The following is an 18,960-nucleotide window of genomic DNA, read 5'->3' on the forward strand; positions in this document are numbered from 1 at the left end:
CTACAAAATCCGTGTAATCCGATAAATCCGGCTAAATCCGTGATTTAGAAAGACCACAGGTTGTACTCGTACTCGATGAGGTCGGAAGCCGCCTGCTGCGAAGCAAGGATACCCTGCTGCTGACCGCCGTAGATTTCGTCCAGACGAGCATCATTCGGGTTGGATACCTTCACGATGTACGAGTTGAACAGCCACAGCTCGAATGCATCAGCGAGGTTCTTGTGCTGGGCATCGTTCTGCGAGTTAAACCAGATGGCTTTGTCCGGATTGTTGCGGAACACCTTCACCAGGTCGCTGTACTTGAACGTTCCAATGGGCTTTTCAATACCCGAAGAGTTGGAGCTCAGCGTGGAAGGCACCAGCAGCGTGATGGTTTTGATATCGTGATACATCCGCGACCGTTTCTTGTCGAAGATCATATCCTCCTTCAATTCCATCTGATACAGGTCCTTGTAGCGGTAGGCATAGCTTGGAGCTGCTGCCGGGGCTTTGGGAGCTGCTTTAGCACCCTTCTTTTTAGGAGCCGCTCCCCAGTCGTCGCCGGTATCATCCGTGAAGCCAGCTGCACGTTCTTCGTCGCTCAGACCAGCATTCGATTCGGCGTACGACATATTAGACGTTACCTCGTTGCCAGTGAAGGTCGTGGTCAGCGAGTCGTTGCGGTAGGCAACTAACTCACCGCGCTTCACGGCTTCAATGATAACCCGGCTGATTTCCTTGCCTTCCGAGAACATGGGTTTGTTCTGCTTCTCGCGCAGATCCACGGCCCGCCAGATGGTCTTGCGGAACATGATATCCGAGTTCGGAATCGGACGGTACGAGCCATTGCTGCTCGCGGTGGTGGCTTGTTCCTGAGCCGAAGCCGCCCCCGACAGGGTGAGGCCGGCAGCCAGGACAGCGAAAGAGAGAACCTTGTTCATAATGCGTGAAAGCGAATCGCCCCTTTTTAGTTCACCAACTACAGCTTACAGCAACGGCACGTTGAACTGCTTGGACACGTTTACCTGCTCCGTGTTGCCCTGGAAGTTCATGCGCTGAACCTCTTTTACTTCAATGTACAGACGGTCGCCTTCGCGGGCCTGGTCAACCACCCGGCTCAGGTCGGCGTTCGGGCCATTCACCGGAATCATTGGCATGGCCGGACGCTTGCCACGTACCAGCGTCACTTCGTAGCGGGTTACGCGGAAACGAGCATCGTCGGGAAGGAACGTGGCGAAGCCTGCATCAGCAACTGCCTTGAGGTTCATGTTGCGTACTGCCGTGATAGGCGTACCCTGCTTTTCGTTGGCCGGACGACCACCAACCCAGCACTGAATTTCTGGCTTAGGAATCGGACGAACCTGGAAAGTCTGCGAACCGATAGGGTTGCCGCCGCTGCTAACGCTCAGCGTTACTTCTTTCGCGTTTGGCACCAGCGTTACTTCGCCTTTTGCAGAACCGGCAATCGTAGAAGCACCCGAGGCCGAGAAGCTAGGAGCATACTGAGCGCCCAAAGCTGGTACCTGCACGCTCAACTTGTTGCCGCACCGGAAATACAGCGCCTGCACCGAAGCCGACTGAATCTGCATCACCGGCTTGGTCACGGTGTAAGGCACCGTTACTTTAAACGTGGTGTCGCGGCCGTTCTGCTTGAAGCGGATGGTACCGGTCCACTGCGCCTTGGCGTTGCCGGCCGCATCGAAAGAACCCGGACGAGCCGTGAATTCCACTTTGCCTTTGCCGGTGGAAGCATCAACCGAAAGCGGCGAGCCGTTCAGCGTCATGGTCGGGCGCAAGCCCGTGGCCGAAGCCGTCAGGAACAGTTCTGCCTTGTACTTGGTACCAGCAGCCACCGTGTTCGACTCTGCCGAGGCGAAAGCGCCTACTTTGTCGAATACGATGATGTTGCCACCTACTTTAGCCGATTGTGCAGCCAGAGCATCCGACTCGTACTTTAGTACTTCGGTTTCTTTCTGCGACAATGTAGCCAAAGCAGCTACCAGCGGCGTGTTCTCGAAGTTCAACTCGGCGAAGTTCTTGGAGCGCTGCTCCGGATCCGTCACCATCTTGTCGTCCTTGGCATCGAGAGCCAGCGGCTCGGCACTGGGTACAAACGTCTTGATGTAAGAAGAATACTCGTTGAGTTTGTTCTTCATCTCATAGGCTGCACCGTCTTTTTTGCCGCCGAGCATGGTGATAGCCACCTTGTCTTCGGCGCTCATGTTTTTGTACTCGTTTTTGCCTTTGGTGTTTTCCGTGGCCGTTACGAGTTTGTCGCGTACACCGCGCAGATAATCAATCATCTGCTTGGTACGCTCCCGAATTTCTTCGCTCTGCTTCAGAACGGCAACGTCGGCGGCAGTATTGCGGTTTTTTTCAACCTGGGCTGCAATGCCTTTAACCGTGCCATCGTTGGATTTCGATACCTTTTCGTTGATGCCGAAAAGGCTGTCATCCAAGAATTTGAACTTGAGCAGAATTGCTGAGTTTACTTGAAGGGCCAGAAGTGCAGTCAGTACCAGGTACATCATGCCAATCATCTTCTGCCGTGGAGTTTCTTTACCTCCCGCCATCGTGTCTGCCTATCTATATGTAAGGGTGGGACCGAAATTTTCCTCGCGTTGCGCCAGCCTTAGCTGGTGGCACGCATGGCGTTCAGCATGTTGCCGTACACCCGGTTGAGCGAGTTCAGGTTGCCGGTGAGGGCCGCCACTTCGTCTTTGAATTTTTCGGTGTCTTTGCCGGCTTCGGTCATGTTCTGCATGGCCTGGCTGAGCGTGCCGTAGAACTGGTTCATGGACTTGAGATGCGTGTTGGCATCCTGCAGTTCCATTTCGTACACTGCGTTCAGAGCGCCCAGGTTCTTGGTTACGTTCTGCACTTGTACGTGGTACTCCTTGGCATCCTTGGTAGCATCAGCCATTGCGCCCATGGCCTGAGCCGTGTTGGAATAAGCTTCGTTGATGCGCTCCAGCGAAGTAGCAGCCGAGCGAACTTTGGCGGTGTACTCGTCGGTAGCGCTGGTAGCGTCGCCGAGGGTCGAGAGTTGCTGCGTGGTGGTGCTCAGGCGGTTCAGGCCCTGGCCCAGCGAGGAAATAGCCTCTGGAGTCACGTTAGCATCCTTCAGCATGTCGTCCAGCTTACGCGTGAGGCCTTTGCTGTTATTATTCTCTTCTACAAACCGGTTGCTGTTGGTCGAAGGGTCATAGCCTTCCGACAGTTCTGGGTATACCAAAGACCAATCGTGCTCTTTGGATTGTGGCTGGAATGCGCTCAGGAAGAAGATAACGGCTTCAGTACCGAGGCCAACGATCAGCATAATGTCAGCTCCTTTCCAGTGCTGAATTTTAAACAATGCCCCGATGATTACGACTGCGGCTCCGATGCCATAAATCTTGGGCATAAGAACATCATAGAGAAAACTACCGCCTTTAGCTGCCATGTGAATTGATTGTTGGAAAGAAGTGGTGATTGGGTGAAAACGCGAAAAACTCGGGGTAAGGGAATTTGCTGCGGAAAGCAGGAGCGGTTCTTAGTTGAGGCTGTTATTGGTGCCCATGCCAATCTGAATCATGGCTGTGCGGAAACCAATGAAGGAACGCGAGGAATCCTGATACTCGAAGTTGCGGGTGCCCGTCTCGAGGAAGTAAGCAATGTCCTTCCACGAACCACCACGTACTACTTTGCGAGGCTCGTTATCATCGGGGTTAGTGGGGTTCATGTCCCATACCACCGGCACCGAGGCTTCCATATAGGCATCATCACACCACTCCGACACGTTGCCCGACATATCGTAGAGGCCAAAATCGTTCGGGAAGAACGAACCAACTGGCGACGTGTAAGCGTAGCCATCGGAGGCGTAGTCGCCACGGCCTGGCTTGAAGTTGGCCAGCATGCAGCCTTTGGAGTTGCGCAGGTATGGACCGCCCCATGGATACGTAGCGAGGTCACGGCCACCACGAGCAGCATATTCCCACTCAGCTTCCGAAGGCAGGCGGAAGTTTGGCGTTGGAGCCAGACCGGCTTCTTCGTTGGCGGCGTTTTTGTTTTTGGTGCGCCAGTTGCAGAAGTACTTGGCAGCAAACCAGTCAACCCCCACTACAGGATAGTCATCGAAAGCCGGATGGGTGTAGTAGTACTCCATCAGCGGGTCACCCATGTGGTAGGTGAAGTCACGCACCCACACCGTAGTGTCGGGGTACAGCTCCGTCATCACATATTCTTCGCCCAGCACGTCAATCGAGTCCTGCCGGATGGCATTCATGAACTGACGATATTCGTTGTTCGTAATTTCAGTCTCGTCCATGTAGAAGCCGGCAATAGTTACCTGCTTGTTCATGTTCACCATAGATGCTGATATATCCTGGTCGGTCTGGCCCATGTGGAACGTACCACCGGGGCAGGGAACCATGCCGAAAGGAACTTCCTGAGGATTGAACTCGGGACGGTCCTCTGCTCCGACGAGGTCACCCTGCGGGCCCTTGCCAAAACCACAGCCTCCCAAAATCAGAGCCGAAATGGCTACGAGAGGCAATACGAGAAACTTGTTCATGTTAGGAAGAAAATGACTGTTGAGCCGGCGATATCCGAAGATTACAATTTTGTGAGCTGGCAAATCTAGCGAAACTTACGTTCGTGCGCAAGCCTATCGCTCAATGCCGGTCGTTTGTCTACGAACTGACGGTAATGCCAGTTAAACGATGAAGGGCAATGAGTTAGTGCGCGCAGTCTAGAAATCCTTTCTCCACATAATCAGGGCACCGAAACGGTCCACTACAGCCAAAAAATCTAGAAACTATACCGTGGCGTACGAATGGCCGGACGGATGAGCATGCCAGGCTTGGGCAGACGGTAAGACAGCATAATTTCGTGCGAGCTGAGTGCACGAGCATCTTGATTAAATGCAACAAAATCAAACGCATAGCCGATTCGCAGTGCGTTATCCTTGGCCAGCGCCAAGCCAGCCATGCCCGTGAACGATTCTTGGTAGCGGTAACCGAGCCCGCCCCAGAATTTGTCGTTGAACGTCGCACGTACGTTCGCCTCGTATGAATTATTTTTGAACGTGAATTTTCCGCTGTCACCAAACTTCCCCGGCATCACCATCTTCACTAATACAGAGGGCGTTACAACAACGGAAGAAGAGGCTTCAATATTGTAGCCGGCTGTCAGGTACGAATGGTTTTCGGCAATGAACTGGGCTGTGTTATCACCAGCCTCACTTCTGAATCTGTAGTTGGAGCGTAACAGATTGTTAGCGCTCAGGCCGGCATACAGCGTGGGCGACTCGTACCAGAGGCCGGCCCCCACATCGAACTTACTATCAGAGCCTTCCAGTGGAACGCTCGGGTCATTGGGGTCTATAAAGCGGTGCTTGCCGCTGCTCAGATTGTTGAATAACCCCTGTATACCCAAACCCAGTGTCCCTTCACCTACTTTTATGTGTTTGGAATAGGAGAGTTGGGCATTCACCATTTTCATTACGGCGAATTTGTCGTAGCTCACGCTCAGCCCAAGACCGCCACCAATAGCCCTAACCGGCAGCGAGGCAGTGAAAAGACCTGTTTGAGGTGATCCACCATCGTCAAAGGAAGCATTGTATCCTAGGTATTGGTAGCGCCCGATTGTAGTTATTTCTCCTTGTCCTTTAATGCCTGCATAAGCAGGATTGAGATACATGCCATTGAAGCCATAGTGCGTAAACTGTGGCTGCTGCTGCCCCAAGGCGGTACCTGCAGCCGCAGTCAGAAATAGCAAAGAAAGTAGAGTTCCTTTCATAGAAAGTCCTGATTTTGGGTTCGTTACAAGGAGAGTAAGGTAACGGAAGGTATTTCCAAATGTATGGAAAAAACCCTGTGCAACAAATCCTGAGCAAAAAACAAAAGAGGAAGCCGAATTACCGGCTTCCTCTTTTGTTTATGGCTATGCGCTTTGCTTGCCCGACTTATTTTTCTCTTTGCCTATGTCCGGACTGTGATGGTAGCGGATGTACGCCTCAATGGCTCCGGTCATGGATGGGGCGTTGGGATGGGGCGCCTCAATATCCAGTTCCAGCCCGGCATCTATCACGGCTTTGGCAGTAGTAGGGCCGAAAGCAGCGATACGCGTACCATTTTGCTCGAAATCAGGGAAGTTGATGAACAACGAGCTAATGCCGGAAGGGCTAAAGAACGCAATGCAGTCGTACTTCACATCCGATAGGTCCGACAGGTCGCTGGCTACGGTGCGATAGATGACAGCTTCCGTGAATTTGAAGCCGTTGGCCCGCATGAACTCCGGAATATCGTCCTTGCGGATGTCGGAGCACGGATACAGGAACTTCTCCGTCTTGTGCTTCTTTATAACCTCGAACAGGTCGACTGCGGTACGCTGACCAACGAACAGCTTACGCTTGCGCAACACGATATACTTCTGCAGGTAATTGGCGGTCTGCTCGGAGATGCAGAAGTATTTCATTTCTGCCGGCATCTCCAGTTTGGCTTCCTGGCAGATACGGAAGAAGTGGTCGACGGCATTGCGGCTAGTGAAAATCACAGCCGTATGCTCCAGAATATTTACTTTCTCCTTACGAAAATCTTTATACGAAACCGGCTGAACGTCAATGAATTCCCGGAAATCCACTTTGATACCGTACTTCTCTGCAATGGAGAAATAAGGCGACACATCGTTGGTGGGCTTAGGCTGGGTGACAAGAATGCTACTGATTCGGTTAGCATGACGGCCCGTACCCGGTTTGTCTTTGCTCTCGGCCATATTGTAAAGAAAAGGGTAAGTCTAGGGCAATAAGAAAGATGATGGCAGCCTGGGACTTGAGCACCAAAGCCTTAGTAGGTGAAAACGATCAACTTAAGCAGAATGACCAGTGGAATCACTTCTGTGGCGCAAAGGTACGAAAACAAATGCAGATTCAGCAGGGAGGATCTGCGATGAATTGTGCGGGCTACACGAATCACCGTACCCACCAACAGCAAGGAAACCACCCCGTTGGATACCCATAGCACCGCCGCCGGCAGTGTTTGGTTGAGGCCCAGATAGAGTAGCATGACCAGCGGCAGGCAGAGCCCCAGGAAAAGCAGCGTCCGGATGAATTCCCGGTATTGGACGACTACCAGCTCGCCAACGTCGAAAATGTAGCCCATCAGCTCCAGAAACAGGTATTTGCCCATCACGAAGGCCGCAATGGTGGCGGTGTAGAGCAGTATCCGCAACACCAAGGCAGATTCGGGCACGTCGAACAGGCGCTGCAGCACGGCAATGTTCTGCACGTTGGTATGAATGGCCACCAGCAGCAACGCAAACGAGAGCGAGAACACCAGCACCAGCAGAATATTGAGCCAGGTAACGGTGGGCTTGACAAGGAATTCCTGCTCGGCGGTGGACTTGCTCCACACGTTATCAACCTGATAGATACGCGCAAACCCAGGCTGATACACGGCCCGAATACTGCCATAGAGCAGCCCAATCAGGAGCAGAAACAGCAGAAACACATTTTCGCCGGGGTGGCTGCGTGCCAGCGGCTGGGCCAGCAGCCGGGCGGCGGGCGTTTTCACCAGCCCGGGCTGCGCCGCAGGGTCTGCGGTACGAACGTCTACAAAGGAGCTGAGGTTGGGGGCCACCTGCGGGTGCCACACACACAGCAGATGTGGCCCGGGCACCGAGCCCGCCGGAAGCAGCCGGGCCAGGTCCAGCGTATAATCTGACGCCTTTGGTGCCGTGAATACCAGCCGGTTATCGAGAAAAAGGCTCTGCCCGCTGCGAGCCGTGAACGACACGATAAACGGGCGCTGGGGCCGCAGCGTCAGCCACTGGTAATAGGCGTGGGCCGGGGCATGATAGTCGGGCAGGTAAATTACGAGCCGGTTGCGGCCCTCATCGTGGATGAGCCAGTCGGGCGAGAGGCCACTACGCAAGGCGGGGGGCAGCGGCCGGTACTCGGCGGCCGGGGCGGCGTAGCCAGCCAACAGGCACAGCAGGCACAGGAGCCAGTGCTGTGCTGATACCCAGGTGCTGCGGTGCCGGCGACTCATTGGAGGAATAGGCTGCTTCAGGAAGCAACCCGCTGCTCGGTGCTACGGCTGCGGTATACGCCCAGAAACACGCTCAACACGATGGAAAAGCCCACCAGGCAGCCAATCAGGATGGTGTTGCCGAGGTAGGCGAAGTTGATGACGAACAGAATCACGACAATGTTGAGCAGTGCCAGCAGCACTACGGTGCTGATCTGCTGGAAGCCCATGGCCAGAATCCGGTGGTGGACGTGGTTTTTATCGGGGGAGAAGGGCGAACGGCCGGCCATCATGCGCACGATGAACACGCGGAGCGTATCGAACAAAGGCACGAACAGGATACCAGCCGCTACCGACGGCGCCGACGACCCGAACGGCTGGCCCACTTTCAGGCCCATCTCAATGAACTGAATGGTGAGCACCGACACAATGAACCCGCACACCAGCGAACCGGTGTCGCCCATGAAGATGGTGGCCCGGTGGAAGTTGTAGCGCAGGAACCCGATGATGCCGCCCATCAGGCACACCGACACAAACACGTAGTTGCTGAAGCTCGGGCCGCCGTAGCGCACGAAATAGTAGCCCAGCGTGCTGACGATAGTCAGGACTATAGTACCGGCAAGGCCGTCGAGGCCGTCGATGAGGTTGATGGCGTTGGTGATGCCCACGATGGCTAGGAACGTGAAGGCGTAGCTGATGCCTATGGGCAGCTCCTGAATCCCGAGGATGCCCTGGAAGCTGGTCAGGCGCACATCGGCCATAATCATGACGATGCCGGTAGCCAGCAGCTGGCCCACGAACTTCTTGGACACCGAAATCGACACCAGATCATCCTTGAGACCCACGAAGAACAGCACGATGCAACCGGCCAGCAGCTGCTGGATACCGTTGCCCAGATCGGCGAAGATGGTGAGGGCCGACATGAAGCCGGCAAACACGGCCACCCCACCTAACCGCGGCGTCAGCGACTCATGCACGGTACGCACGTTAGGCGTATCGAGCATGTTTTTGAGGTGGGCGATATAGATAATGGACGGCACGGCGAACAGAGCCACCAGAAACGCCCATAGAAAGGACAAGCTTAATTGTATTCCGAGGGGGGTCATAAGCAGGCAGCTTGAAAGGAAGCAGTGAAGGCAGACGCCGGGAACTGCAAAGGATAGCTAGACGTGCAGCACACCATCCCGGCCGAGCAGGGTGATGGGCGTCAGGTTGGCGGGTACGATGGAATCGGGTACGAAGATGAACTTCTTATCGAAAATCTGGGCGTCGCGGTAGTAGCTCACCCAATACTGGTTGTTGAGGTGAAACAGCGCGGGGTCGATGGGCTCGACCGGGACGGCGCTGCGGGCCTCCACCTCGGCAAATACGTGGCGCAGCGTGGAGGTCTTTACCGCCTCGCCGTCGGGCTGGGTGCCGTAGCCGTGCGAGTTGACGATGACGTTCTGCAGGGCGTAGTCGTTGTGATTGATCAGGTAAACCAGCCAGCCCTGCTTGCCTTCTTCGGTCGCCGCGGCTTCCTCGGGCACTACGGCTACTGTTACGCCCTCTACTGGGTCGAATTTGATGTCTTCTTTCATGCGGATACTTCAGATACAGGCGCCGGCAGCACCGGATGCCCGGTGGCCAGCTGTAATTCGGCTTCGAACAGGCGCGCCAGATGGGGCAGCAGGCGCGCCGACACTTCGGCCAGCGGCACCTCGCGGCCCAGTTCCTGCGCCATAGACGTCACGGCTTTGTCGGTGATGCCGCAGGGCACGATGTGGCCGAAATACGACAGGTCGGTGTTGACGTTGAGGGCGAAGCCGTGCATGGTTACCCAGCGGCTGCATTTCACGCCCATTGCGCAGATTTTGCGCGGATTTGGGGCTCCTTCCTCGAAGTCGAACCACACGCCGGTGAGGCCCGCAATGCGGCCGGCCTGCAGGCCGTAGTCGGCCAGCGTCAGGATGATGGCCTCTTCCAGCAGCCGCAGGTAGCGGTGGATGTCGGTGAAGAAGTTGTCGAGGTCGAGGATGGGGTAACCGACCAGTTGGCCGGGGCCGTGGTAGGTGATGTCGCCGCCGCGGTTGATGCGGTGGAAGGTGGCGCCGTGGGTGGCCAGGCCGGCTTCGTCGAGCAGCAGGTGCTCGGGCTTGCCGCTTTTACCCAGCGTGTATACCGGCGGATGCTCGCACAGCAGTAGGTAGTTGGCCGTGGGCTGCGTGGCCTGGCCGGCTTCGATGGCGTGGCGGTTGTGGGTTTTCACGTGCAGCGTGTGGGCCAGCAGCTCCTCCTGATACGCCCAGGCCGCCTCATAGCCCATCAGGCCCAGCTGTTCTACCCGGATCAGCCGGTTGGCAGCAGGTGGCGAGGCACCCTCGGCCGGGGCCGGAGCCACGCCGGAAGACGCTACTGGAAGGGAATTTGCGGGCATGGCAATGGGCACTTGGCAACGAACAACACGCACGTTTGCCGGACAGGAAGCTGAAATCTGCCTGAGGCAGTGAAAGCCTTCCCCGGAAAACGCACAAAGTTACTAGATTCGAAGCCAAACTCAATTTGCTGGTCAGCAGCCAGCACGCCCTTCCACTCAGACCACCAATGGCAACTGCCGCGCACGACCTGGGCCACGCCGGCGAGCAAGCCGCCGCCGATTATCTGGGCCGGCAGGGTCTGGAGGTACTGTACCGCAGCTACCGCCACGGTCGCGCCGAAGTGGACCTAGTGGCCCGGCAAGGCCAGCAGCTACTCGTGTTTGTGGAAGTGAAAGCCCGCTCCTCCAGCCAGTACGGCTACCCCGAAACCTTCGTGTCGGAGCGCAAGAAGCAACTGTTTCGGCTGGCTGCCGAGCAGCTACAGCACGACCTGGACTGGCCCGGCGACATCCGGTTCGACATCCTGGCCGTGACGCCCGTAGCCGGCGGCTTCCGCATCGAGCACTTCGAGGACGCGTTTTATTGAATGGGTGTTGAAATGCTTAATGGTTGAATTGTTGAATGACTGGAGGTTCAACGCATTGACCTATCAACAACCATCCATTTGAACTCAACCATTTACCGCTTACTGCCGGGGCGGTCGGTTACGGCGTCGCGCTTGTCGAACTTGTCTTTCTCGTAGACCATCACGCCGTTGCGGTTGTACTCTTTCACCAGCACCGGCTCGGTTACCTCCGGGTCGTAGCCCGACTCGCCGTAGGCATACACGTAGTGGCGGCGGTCCTTGGTGTTGCGGAAACCCCAGTACCGGGTCCACTCCCCTACTTTCTTGCCGTTCTCAAACTGCCCTTCCCACTCGCGCTTGCCGGTCTCGGTGAACTTCACGTAGTCGCCTTCCAGCTTGCCGTTCACGTAGGGCACCACCTCTTTCAGCAGCTTGTTGGCGGCGTCGTAGTAGGTCACGTTGGCGTCGCGCGGGAAGCCCATTTCATAGTGCTGCTTGTTTACAAGCACGTTGTCCTTGGTTAGCTTTTCCCAGCGCAGGTGCTTGGTGCCCATCGCGAAGAAGCCGGTTTCCACCAGCTTGCCGCCCTGGTACTTCTTGTAGGGGCCGTGCAGCACCTTATCAGTGGCCGGATTCAGCTCGGTATTGGCCTTGAAGATCTTGCGCTTGCGGGGGTTGAAGTAGTACACCGAAATGGCGTATGCATTAGGCTGCTGAAACGCCTTGAGGTAGTAGAACACTTCCAGCACCTGGTTTTTACCTTTCGGCCCCGACTTGGTGAAGGCCTTCTTGATTCGCTCGCCGAGGAAAATGTTTTTCTTCTTCTTTTTGGCCTGCCGCTGCGCCAGCTTCTGCTTTTCCTTGTCGGCTTTTTCCTGCTCCTTGGTCAGGCCCAGCTTTTTGGCCTCCAACGAAGGCGCGTTGGTGGTGTCGCGGGTGGTGGTGAGCGTGTCGGCTACCAGGGCCGTGCTGCCGGCGTCGGGGCGGCTGTTGAAGGATACCGTCTTTTTGGAGCAGGCCTCCAGCATACCGGCGGCAGTCAGCAGCAACAACAGAATATGGGGGCGGAGAAAGCGCATTGGCAGAAATACAGGCAGTTTTCGCAGCATCAAACGTAAAGATAAAGGGATTTGGTGCCCATCGGAGTAGCTGAGTAATGGAGTAGCTGAGCAGCCTGCCAGAAGTGGGCGCCGGTGCAAGGCACAGGCTTTCTGCGCAGGGCCGCCGCTTCAAACAAAAGCACCGGCCGCCACAGGCAACCGGTGCTTTTATACCGTTTAAAACTACTGATACTTTTTTGTGCTACTCAGCGGCCAGCAAATCGGCGCTACGCTTCACAAACGCGGTTAGCGCCTCGCCTTTCAGCATGTTCTGGGCAAGCAGGGCCAAATCGAAGGCCTGGCGGGCCAGCTTCTGGCCGGCTTCGCCCTCGGCGTGCAGCACGCGCTGAGCCACGGGGTGGTTGGCATTCACGCTCACGGTGTAGCTGTCGGGCAGCGAGCCAAACATCTGCATGCCGCCGCCACCGCCGGAGCGCTGCATGTCCTTCATGCGGCGCATGAACTCGGGCAGCGTGATGATAACCGGCGCATCCTGCGGCGAGAGGGCCTCCACCTGCACGTGCATCTGCTCGTTGCTGATGGCCTCCTTGAACAGCTCCTGCAGCTTGGTTTTGTCGTCGTCGCTGAGGACGCTCTCGGTGGTTTCCTCTTTCTCGATCAGCTTACCAACGGTGTCAGCATCCACGCGCTTGAAGGTGGTTTTCTCCAGCTTCTGCTCCAGCTGCCCGATGAAGTGCGAATCGAGCGGACCGTTGAGCTCCAGTACATCGTAGCCGCGCTCCGTAGCGGCCTGCACGAAGCCGTGCTGCGCCTCGGCGTCGGTGGTGTAGAGCACTACCGTTTGCTCGTTCTTGTCTTTCTGGTTGGCCTGCACGAACTCCTGATACTCGGGCAGCGTGAACAGCTTACCGGCCACGTTCTGCACCAGCGCGAAGTCCTTGGCCTTATCGTAGAACTTCTCGTCGGAGAGCATGCCGTACTTCACGAACAAGCCGATATCTGACCACTTGGCCTCGTAGCCGGCGCGGTCCTGCTTGAACAGGCTGCTGAGCTTATCGGCGACCTTCTTGGTGATGTAGGTGTTGATTTTGCGCACCGCGGCATCGGCCTGCAGGAAGCTGCGCGACACGTTCAGCGGAATGTCGGGCGAGTCGATGACGCCGTGCAGCAGCATCAGGAACTCGGGCACCACGTCCTTCACCTCGTCGGTGATGAACACCTGGCGCGAATACAGCTGGATTTTGTTGCGCTGGAACTGCAGCTCGTCCTTCACCTTCGGGAAGTACAGGATGCCGGTCAGGTTGAACGGGTAGTCGACGTTGAGGTGAATCCAGAACAGCGGCGGCTCGGAAAACGGATACAGCTCTTGGTAGAACTTCACGTAGTCCTCGTCGGTGAGCTCCGAAGGCTGCTTGGTCCAGATGGGAGCCGTCTGGTTGATGGTTTCGCCCTCGAACTCGATTTCGATGGGCAGAAACTTGCAGTACTTGGTGAGGATGCCCTTCAGGCGGGCCGGCTCCAGAAACTCGTCGGAGTCTTCGGCCACGTGCAGCACCACGTCGGTGCCGCGCTCGGCCTTAGCGTGCTCGCCAGTGGGCTCTTCCAGGGTGAATTCGGTGCTGCCGTCGCAGGTCCAGTGGGCCGTGAGGGTGTCATCTTTGTACGACTTCGACCAGATTTCCACTTCCTTGGCCACCATAAAGGCCGAGTAGAAGCCCAGGCCAAACTGGCCGATGATCTGGTCTTTGGTGGCGGCGTCCTTCTCCTTATACTGCTCCACAAACTCCGTGGCGCCGGAAAAGGCAATCTGGTTGATGTACTTCTTGATTTCCTCGGCGGTCATGCCTAGGCCGCGGTCGGAAATCGTGATTTTGCGGGCCTCCTTATCCACGGTCACCCGCACTTTCAGTTCACCCAGCTCGCCCTTGAACTCGCCCAGCTGGGCTAGGCTCTTGAGTTTCTGGGTGGCATCTACTGCATTGCTGACCAGCTCCCGCAGGAAAATCTCGTGGTCGGAATACAGGAACTTCTTGATGATCGGAAAGATATTCTCGGTATGGATCGAGATACTGCCTTTCTCTTGCATGGCGCGTGAAAAATGGAGGTGAACAAGTAAAAACCGGACGATCTGCCAGTGGCCCAAAGCCCTGACGTCGTTGGCCGGTGCGGTTCAAATCCTATTCCACCCTGCCGGGCGCTGTCATCCTGACAGCGTCTAGCGCCCAGCCGCCTGCCCTTCCGGCTGGCTTCTGGCGCAGCCATTGTGCCATTCCTGCTCCATGGCGGCCACCACGGCTTCGCTGTCGGCTAGCCAGTCCAGGGCCGAGTGGCCGTCGGAGAAGAAGTGCACTTGTGTATTGAGGTAGTAGCGGCCGTCATGCACCACGTTTTCCAGCACCAGCTGGTTGTGCAGGCTGGCCGGCAGCACCAGCGCCACGTGCTGCAGCGGCATGGTGCGGGCGCGGGGCAGCCATTCCTCGCTCAGCCACGCCTGTTCCTGAGCGCCCACCGGCGGCATGGTGCTGGTGTCGGCCAGCATGTGCGTGACGCCATAGCGGAGCGTGTAGCTAAGCAGCTGGTTGAGCGCCAGCTGAAAGGCTGGCAGTTGCATGGCTCCCCGCCACTGCCAACGTAGCAGCTTAAGAGAGGGCTGCAACTGCAGCAACATAGAATCGTGGATATAGAGCATAGCCGCCCGCGCTGCCCTAACCCGGCAGCTTCGGATGCTACGAAAGTAGCGCGGCCCCTGGCGCGGCACCGGGGTTTTCGGCTGTTCCGGCCAGTATCCGGATGAACGGCTGCTTTTCGTCGGTGGAGAAAATCAGGCAGCCAGCGCCCACTCCGGTGCCGTGCTACGGCCGGCCGTTGGGCTAGGCGGCGGCAGAGCCCGAGCTGGTGCGGGCGCGGGGGCAGCCGCCCGGAAAACAGTGGCGGGGCGGCGGTAGCCCTGCCGGGCCGGCCGGTAGCCGAAGGAAGGCTTCTTCGTCATACAAACAGGGCGTCGGGGGCAGAAATGGCGGCGGGGCGCAGCACTTGGGCAACGCGCACCAGCAGGCGGGCAGTCAGGTTTTTCATGGAGCAAAGTGGCAATGGAATCTGGCGGCAAAGGTCCGGCAGGCATATTGCCCACACGTTTTCACGCAGTTATGCTTTCGTGAATTGGCAGCGGGCCGGGGTCGGTCAATTCCACGGTGCGGCAACCTGAATCGAAATTTCCGTGTACATTTGCCTTCGTTCGACACATTGTTGCATAATGCAAACCCTTCGCTCCCGGCTGGCTATACTGCTGCTGCTCTGCTTTACGCGGGTGCTGCTGCCGGAGGCGTGGGTGCTGAACCTGCACGCCCACGAACACACCACCGAGGAGCCCACGCAGCTGCCGGGGTCGTTCAAAAACAAAGCGCTGCTGAGTGCTAAGCACCAGCATTGCGCCGTCGACCACTTCTGCAACGTGCCATTTCAGTTGGCTACGACCGTGCAGCTGCCCGAGGTTTTCCGGGTGTATGAGCGGAGCGTTGCTACCCCGGTAACAGCCGTCTGGTGGGCTGATCTGTGCCGCCCGGCCGATTTGCGCGGCCCGCCCAGCCTGAGCTAAACCCGTTTGTGGCCGCCCGGGCGGCTTCGGCGTTGCCTGCCGAAGCGCCCCGCGTCTGGTTTTCCAGACCCTCTCCCCTGCCCGCCGGCGTACGGCCAGGCACGGCGGCGGCCGGTTTAGTTGCTCACCGGCTCCTTCTCTTTTCCTATGCTTTTCCGTGTCCCGGCTGCGCCGGGGGCGGCGTGGCGCTGGCTGTGGCTGCTGCTTCTGTGGCGCGCGGCGCAGGCGGCCAGCGCCCAGCCCGGGTGCACCCTGACCGTCAGCGGGCGCGTGGCCGACCACGAGTCGCGGGCGGCGCTGCCCGGCGCTACCCTCGTGGTGCTGGGCAGCCAGCAAGCCACTCAGACTGATGTCGACGGCCACTACCACCTGGAGCTGTGCCCCGGCACCTACCGCGTGCAGGTCAGCTTTGTGGGCTATGCGCCCGAGATGCTGGATCTGCGCCTGACCACGGCTCCGGTGGTGCGCGACGTGCAGCTGCACCCCGATGCCGTGCTGCTGCGCGGGGCCGTGGTGCGGGGCGAACGGCTGGCCGTGCCCACTACCCAGACCACGGCGGCCCTCACCGGCCAGGCCCTGCAGCAAACCCGCGGCCAGGCCCTGGGCGAAGCGCTGCAGCGCGTGAGCGGCGTAACGGCCATCCAGACCGGTCCCGGCATTTTCAAGCCGATGATTCATGGGCTGCATTCCAACCGCGTGACGCTGCTCAACAACGGCGTGCGTCAGGAAGGCCAGCAGTGGGGCGTGGAGCACGGCCCGGAAATCGACCCGTTTATTGCGTCCCGATTGACGGTGGTGAAGGGCGCGGCCAGCGTCCGCTACGGCTCCGATGCCATTGGCGGCGTGGTGCTGGTGGAGCCCGAACCGCTGCGCGACTCGGCCGGTGTGGGCGGCGAGCTGAACCTGGTGGGCATGAGCAACAACGGCCTGGGGGCCGCCTCAGCCACGCTGGAAGGCAATTTCCGGCAGCTGCCGGCCCTGAGCTGGCGCGCACAGGGCACGCTGCGCAAGGCCGGCACCATGCGCGCGCCGGGCTATTATCTCAAAAATTCGGGCTTCGAGGAAGGCAACTTCTCCGGGGCCGTGGGCTGGAAAAAAGACGCGTACGGCGTGGAGGCTTTCTACAGCCAGTTCAACAGCCGCATCGGCATTCTGCCGGCCGCCCACGCCGGCAACCAGTCCGATTTGCTGCTGGCCGTGGGCCGCGAACGGCCGCTGGAAACCACCGGCTTCAGCTACGACATCATCCGGGCCTACCAGCAGGTGCGCCACGACGTAGCCAAGCTCAGCGGCTTTGTGCGCACCGGCAACGCCGGCCGCCTGCAGCTCACACTCAGCCACCAAACCGACTTCCGCGACGAGTACGACAAGTCCCGCCCGCGCAACGACGAGCGGGCCGCGGCCGGCAAGCCGGAGCTGAGCTATACCAACCGCACCAGCATCGGGGAGCTGCTGTGGGAGCACCGGCCCTGGCACGGCTTCACAGGCAGCGTGGGCGTGTCGGGCACGTACCAGGCCAACCGCTACGCCGCCGGCAGCCGGCAGTTCATCCCGTTCTACACCAACCTGACGGGCGGCGCTTTCCTGATTGAAAAGTGGCAGCAGGGCCGCTGGCTGCTGGAAGGCGGCCTGCGCCTGGACCGCCGCGACCTGGCCGTACGCCGCGCCGACCGCGACACGACGGGCGCCTTCTTCGTGGACCGCACCCGCTTTCAGTACACCACGCCCGCCGCCTCGCTGGGCGCCACCTACGACGCCTCGGCTCACCTCACGCTGGGGTTGAACGCCGGCCTGACCCGCCGCGCGCCGGCCGCCAACGAGCGGTTCAGCGACGGAGTACACAACGGCATGTATGAGCTGGGCAACGATCTGGTGCCCGGCAACGCCCCGCTCACGCCCGAAACGGCCCTCAACGTGGGCCTGACGGCCACCTGGCACCACAACCTGCGCTTCAACGGCGAGCTGACTGTTTACCAGAACCGCATCCGGGGCTTCATCTACCAGGTGCCGCTGCTGCCGCTGGTCCAGACCATCCGGGGCGCGCACATCAGCTGGCAGTTTCTGCAGACCGATGCCACGTTCCGGGGCCTGGATCTGAGCAGCTCCTACCTGCTCACGCCGCAACTGCTGCTGAACCTGAAAGGCTCGGTGGTGCGCACCCGCGACACCCGCGCCAACGAGTGGCAGATTCTGATGCCCGCCGACCGCGCCGAAGTATCGGTGCGATACGACTGGCCCGCGACTGGCCCGGCCGGGCGCCTGCGCAGCCCCTACGCCCAGCTGGGCGGCGTGGCCGTGGCGCGCCAGACCCGCGTGCCCCGCAACTATGAGGCCCGCGACCTGCTAGCTCCGCCCGCCGGCTACGGCCTGCTGAACCTGGAGCTGGGCGGCACCCTGCACTGGGGCCGCCTGCCGCTGGAGCTGAGCGTGGCGGGCTCCAACCTGCTCAACCACCGCTACCGCGACTACCTCAACCGCTACCGCTACTTCACCGACGAAATGGGCCGCAACGTGACGCTGCGCGTGCGCGTGCCGCTCGAATTCAGCCGCCGCTAGGGCTGCTGCCTAGCTTTTCAACCCTTTTTTCCACCTTCATTTTTCAGCATCATGCACAATCCCCTGCTTTCCAAATCCTTGCTGGCTCTGCTGATTGCGGCACCCCTGTTCAGCGCCTGCAGCAACGACGATGACGACCCGACGCCCGACGAAGACAACGAGCAAATCACGACCCTGACTTACACGCTCACGCCGCAGGGCGGCGGCACGCCGGTTTCCATCACCTACCGCGACCTGGACGGCGACGGCGGCGCGGCCGCGACCATCTCGCCGGCCACGCTGGTGCTGGCCCCCGGCACCACCTACACCGGCGCCGTAACGCTGCTGGACGAAACCAAAACGCCGGCCGAGAACATCACGGCCGAAGTGCAGCAGGAAGCCGACGAGCACCTGCTGGTCTTCACGCCTTCCGGCGTAAACCTGACCATCACGCGCACCGACCGTGACAGCAAGAACCTGGAAATCGGGCTGGCGACGCGGGCCGTGGCGGGCGCGGCCAACACGGCCGGCACCACCGGCTCGCTGAAAATCGCGCTGCGCCACCAGCCTGGCACCAAAGACGGCTCCGCCACCCCCGGCGACACCGACGTGGAAGTGACCTTCCCAACGGCTGTGCGGTAGGCTGGTGGCTTTCGGTGATGAGGTGACAGGTGACAGGTGACAGGTGACAGGTAAAAGAAGAACGTCATTCCGAGCTTGCGAGGAATCTCGCCAGCGGGCTAATTCCCCAAAACTGTATCACCTGAAACTAGTCGTCTGGCTCCCCCTCTCCACGGGAGAGGGGGCCGGGGGGTGAGGTACGGGCGAGATGCTTCGGCTGCGCCTCTGCATGACGCTCAAC

At 58.9% G+C, this 18,960-nt stretch carries 18 protein-coding genes; 4 read left to right on the forward strand and 14 right to left on the reverse strand.

All coding sequences use genetic code 11. The annotated features are described in order from the left end of the window. Nucleotides 1-44 precede the first annotated feature (44 nt). From gldN to lipB, 10 genes are all read right to left on the reverse strand, one after another. Complete coding sequence (gldN, locus tag N008_RS06530; protein ID WP_052381273.1) at nucleotides 45-920, reverse strand: gliding motility protein GldN; 876 nt, start codon at nucleotides 918-920, stop codon at nucleotides 45-47. 45 nt (nucleotides 921-965) lie between these two features. After that, nucleotides 966-2,552, reverse strand: a complete 1,587-nt coding sequence (gldM, locus tag N008_RS06535) for a gliding motility protein GldM (protein WP_044014672.1) — start codon at nucleotides 2,550-2,552, stop codon at nucleotides 966-968. Nucleotides 2,553-2,611: 59 nt separating this feature from the next. Next, the gene (gene gldL, locus N008_RS06540; protein WP_231569792.1) at nucleotides 2,612-3,382 is read right to left on the reverse strand and encodes a gliding motility protein GldL; all 771 of its coding nucleotides are present in this window, start codon (nucleotides 3,380-3,382) and stop codon (nucleotides 2,612-2,614) included. Between the two features lie 129 nt (nucleotides 3,383-3,511). Continuing rightward, on the reverse strand, nucleotides 3,512-4,531 hold the full coding sequence (locus N008_RS06545) for an SUMF1/EgtB/PvdO family nonheme iron enzyme (RefSeq protein ID WP_044014676.1): 1,020 nt from the start codon (nucleotides 4,529-4,531) through the stop codon (nucleotides 3,512-3,514). A 236-nt stretch (nucleotides 4,532-4,767) separates the two neighbouring features. Beyond that, a complete protein-coding gene (locus tag N008_RS06550) occupies nucleotides 4,768-5,757 on the reverse strand; it encodes a PorP/SprF family type IX secretion system membrane protein (protein ID WP_044014678.1) in 990 nt (329 codons plus the stop codon). A 144-nt stretch (nucleotides 5,758-5,901) separates the two neighbouring features. Beyond that, nucleotides 5,902-6,732, reverse strand: coding sequence for a uroporphyrinogen-III synthase (locus N008_RS06555; RefSeq protein ID WP_052381274.1), 831 nt, complete (start codon nucleotides 6,730-6,732; stop codon nucleotides 5,902-5,904). Nucleotides 6,733-6,803: 71 nt separating this feature from the next. Then, on the reverse strand, nucleotides 6,804-8,006 hold the full coding sequence (locus N008_RS06560) for a DUF4271 domain-containing protein (RefSeq protein WP_052381275.1): 1,203 nt from the start codon (nucleotides 8,004-8,006) through the stop codon (nucleotides 6,804-6,806). 17 nt (nucleotides 8,007-8,023) lie between these two features. Then, nucleotides 8,024-9,064, reverse strand: a complete 1,041-nt coding sequence (locus N008_RS06565; RefSeq protein WP_231569793.1) for an MraY family glycosyltransferase — start codon at nucleotides 9,062-9,064, stop codon at nucleotides 8,024-8,026. Between the two features lie 84 nt (nucleotides 9,065-9,148). Further along, the gene (locus tag N008_RS06570; RefSeq protein WP_044014682.1) at nucleotides 9,149-9,565 is read right to left on the reverse strand and encodes a hypothetical protein; all 417 of its coding nucleotides are present in this window, start codon (nucleotides 9,563-9,565) and stop codon (nucleotides 9,149-9,151) included. Beyond that, a complete protein-coding gene (lipB, locus tag N008_RS06575; RefSeq protein ID WP_081910939.1) occupies nucleotides 9,562-10,401 on the reverse strand; it encodes a lipoyl(octanoyl) transferase LipB in 840 nt (279 codons plus the stop codon). Before lipB ends, N008_RS06570 begins: the two co-directional genes overlap by 4 nt. Nucleotides 10,402-10,568: 167 nt before the next feature. Here lipB and N008_RS06580 point away from each other — a divergent pair, with 167 nt between their 5' ends. Beyond that, entirely contained in the window at nucleotides 10,569-10,928 is a 360-nt protein-coding gene (locus N008_RS06580; RefSeq protein ID WP_044014684.1) for a YraN family protein, read from the forward strand. A 92-nt stretch (nucleotides 10,929-11,020) separates the two neighbouring features. Here N008_RS06580 and N008_RS06585 read toward each other — a convergent pair whose 3' ends face one another. From N008_RS06585 to N008_RS23030, 4 genes are all read right to left on the reverse strand, one after another. After that, on the reverse strand, nucleotides 11,021-11,986 hold the full coding sequence (locus tag N008_RS06585; RefSeq protein WP_044014686.1) for a toxin-antitoxin system YwqK family antitoxin: 966 nt from the start codon (nucleotides 11,984-11,986) through the stop codon (nucleotides 11,021-11,023). A 223-nt stretch (nucleotides 11,987-12,209) separates the two neighbouring features. Continuing rightward, on the reverse strand, nucleotides 12,210-14,054 hold the full coding sequence (htpG, locus tag N008_RS06590) for a molecular chaperone HtpG (RefSeq protein WP_044014688.1): 1,845 nt from the start codon (nucleotides 14,052-14,054) through the stop codon (nucleotides 12,210-12,212). A gap of 129 nt (nucleotides 14,055-14,183) precedes the next feature. After that, nucleotides 14,184-14,636, reverse strand: a complete 453-nt coding sequence (locus N008_RS06595; protein WP_156109050.1) for a hypothetical protein — start codon at nucleotides 14,634-14,636, stop codon at nucleotides 14,184-14,186. Nucleotides 14,637-14,789: 153 nt separating this feature from the next. Beyond that, nucleotides 14,790-14,957: a hypothetical protein gene (locus N008_RS23030; protein ID WP_156109052.1), complete on the reverse strand. Its 168-nt coding sequence runs from the start codon at nucleotides 14,955-14,957 to the stop codon at nucleotides 14,790-14,792. Between the two features lie 264 nt (nucleotides 14,958-15,221). Here N008_RS23030 and N008_RS06600 point away from each other — a divergent pair, with 264 nt between their 5' ends. From N008_RS06600 to N008_RS06610, 3 genes are all read left to right on the forward strand, one after another. Beyond that, nucleotides 15,222-15,563: a hypothetical protein gene (locus N008_RS06600; RefSeq protein WP_044014692.1), complete on the forward strand. Its 342-nt coding sequence runs from the start codon at nucleotides 15,222-15,224 to the stop codon at nucleotides 15,561-15,563. A 147-nt stretch (nucleotides 15,564-15,710) separates the two neighbouring features. Beyond that, entirely contained in the window at nucleotides 15,711-18,119 is a 2,409-nt protein-coding gene (locus N008_RS06605; protein ID WP_052381276.1) for a TonB-dependent receptor, read from the forward strand. 51 nt (nucleotides 18,120-18,170) lie between these two features. Beyond that, nucleotides 18,171-18,740, forward strand: a complete 570-nt coding sequence (locus N008_RS06610) for a hypothetical protein (protein ID WP_044014694.1) — start codon at nucleotides 18,171-18,173, stop codon at nucleotides 18,738-18,740. Nucleotides 18,741-18,960 lie beyond the last annotated feature (220 nt).

Origin of the sequence: Hymenobacter sp. APR13 (assembly GCF_000737515.1) — a bacterium.
Lineage (GTDB): Bacteria > Bacteroidota > Bacteroidia > Cytophagales > Hymenobacteraceae > Hymenobacter.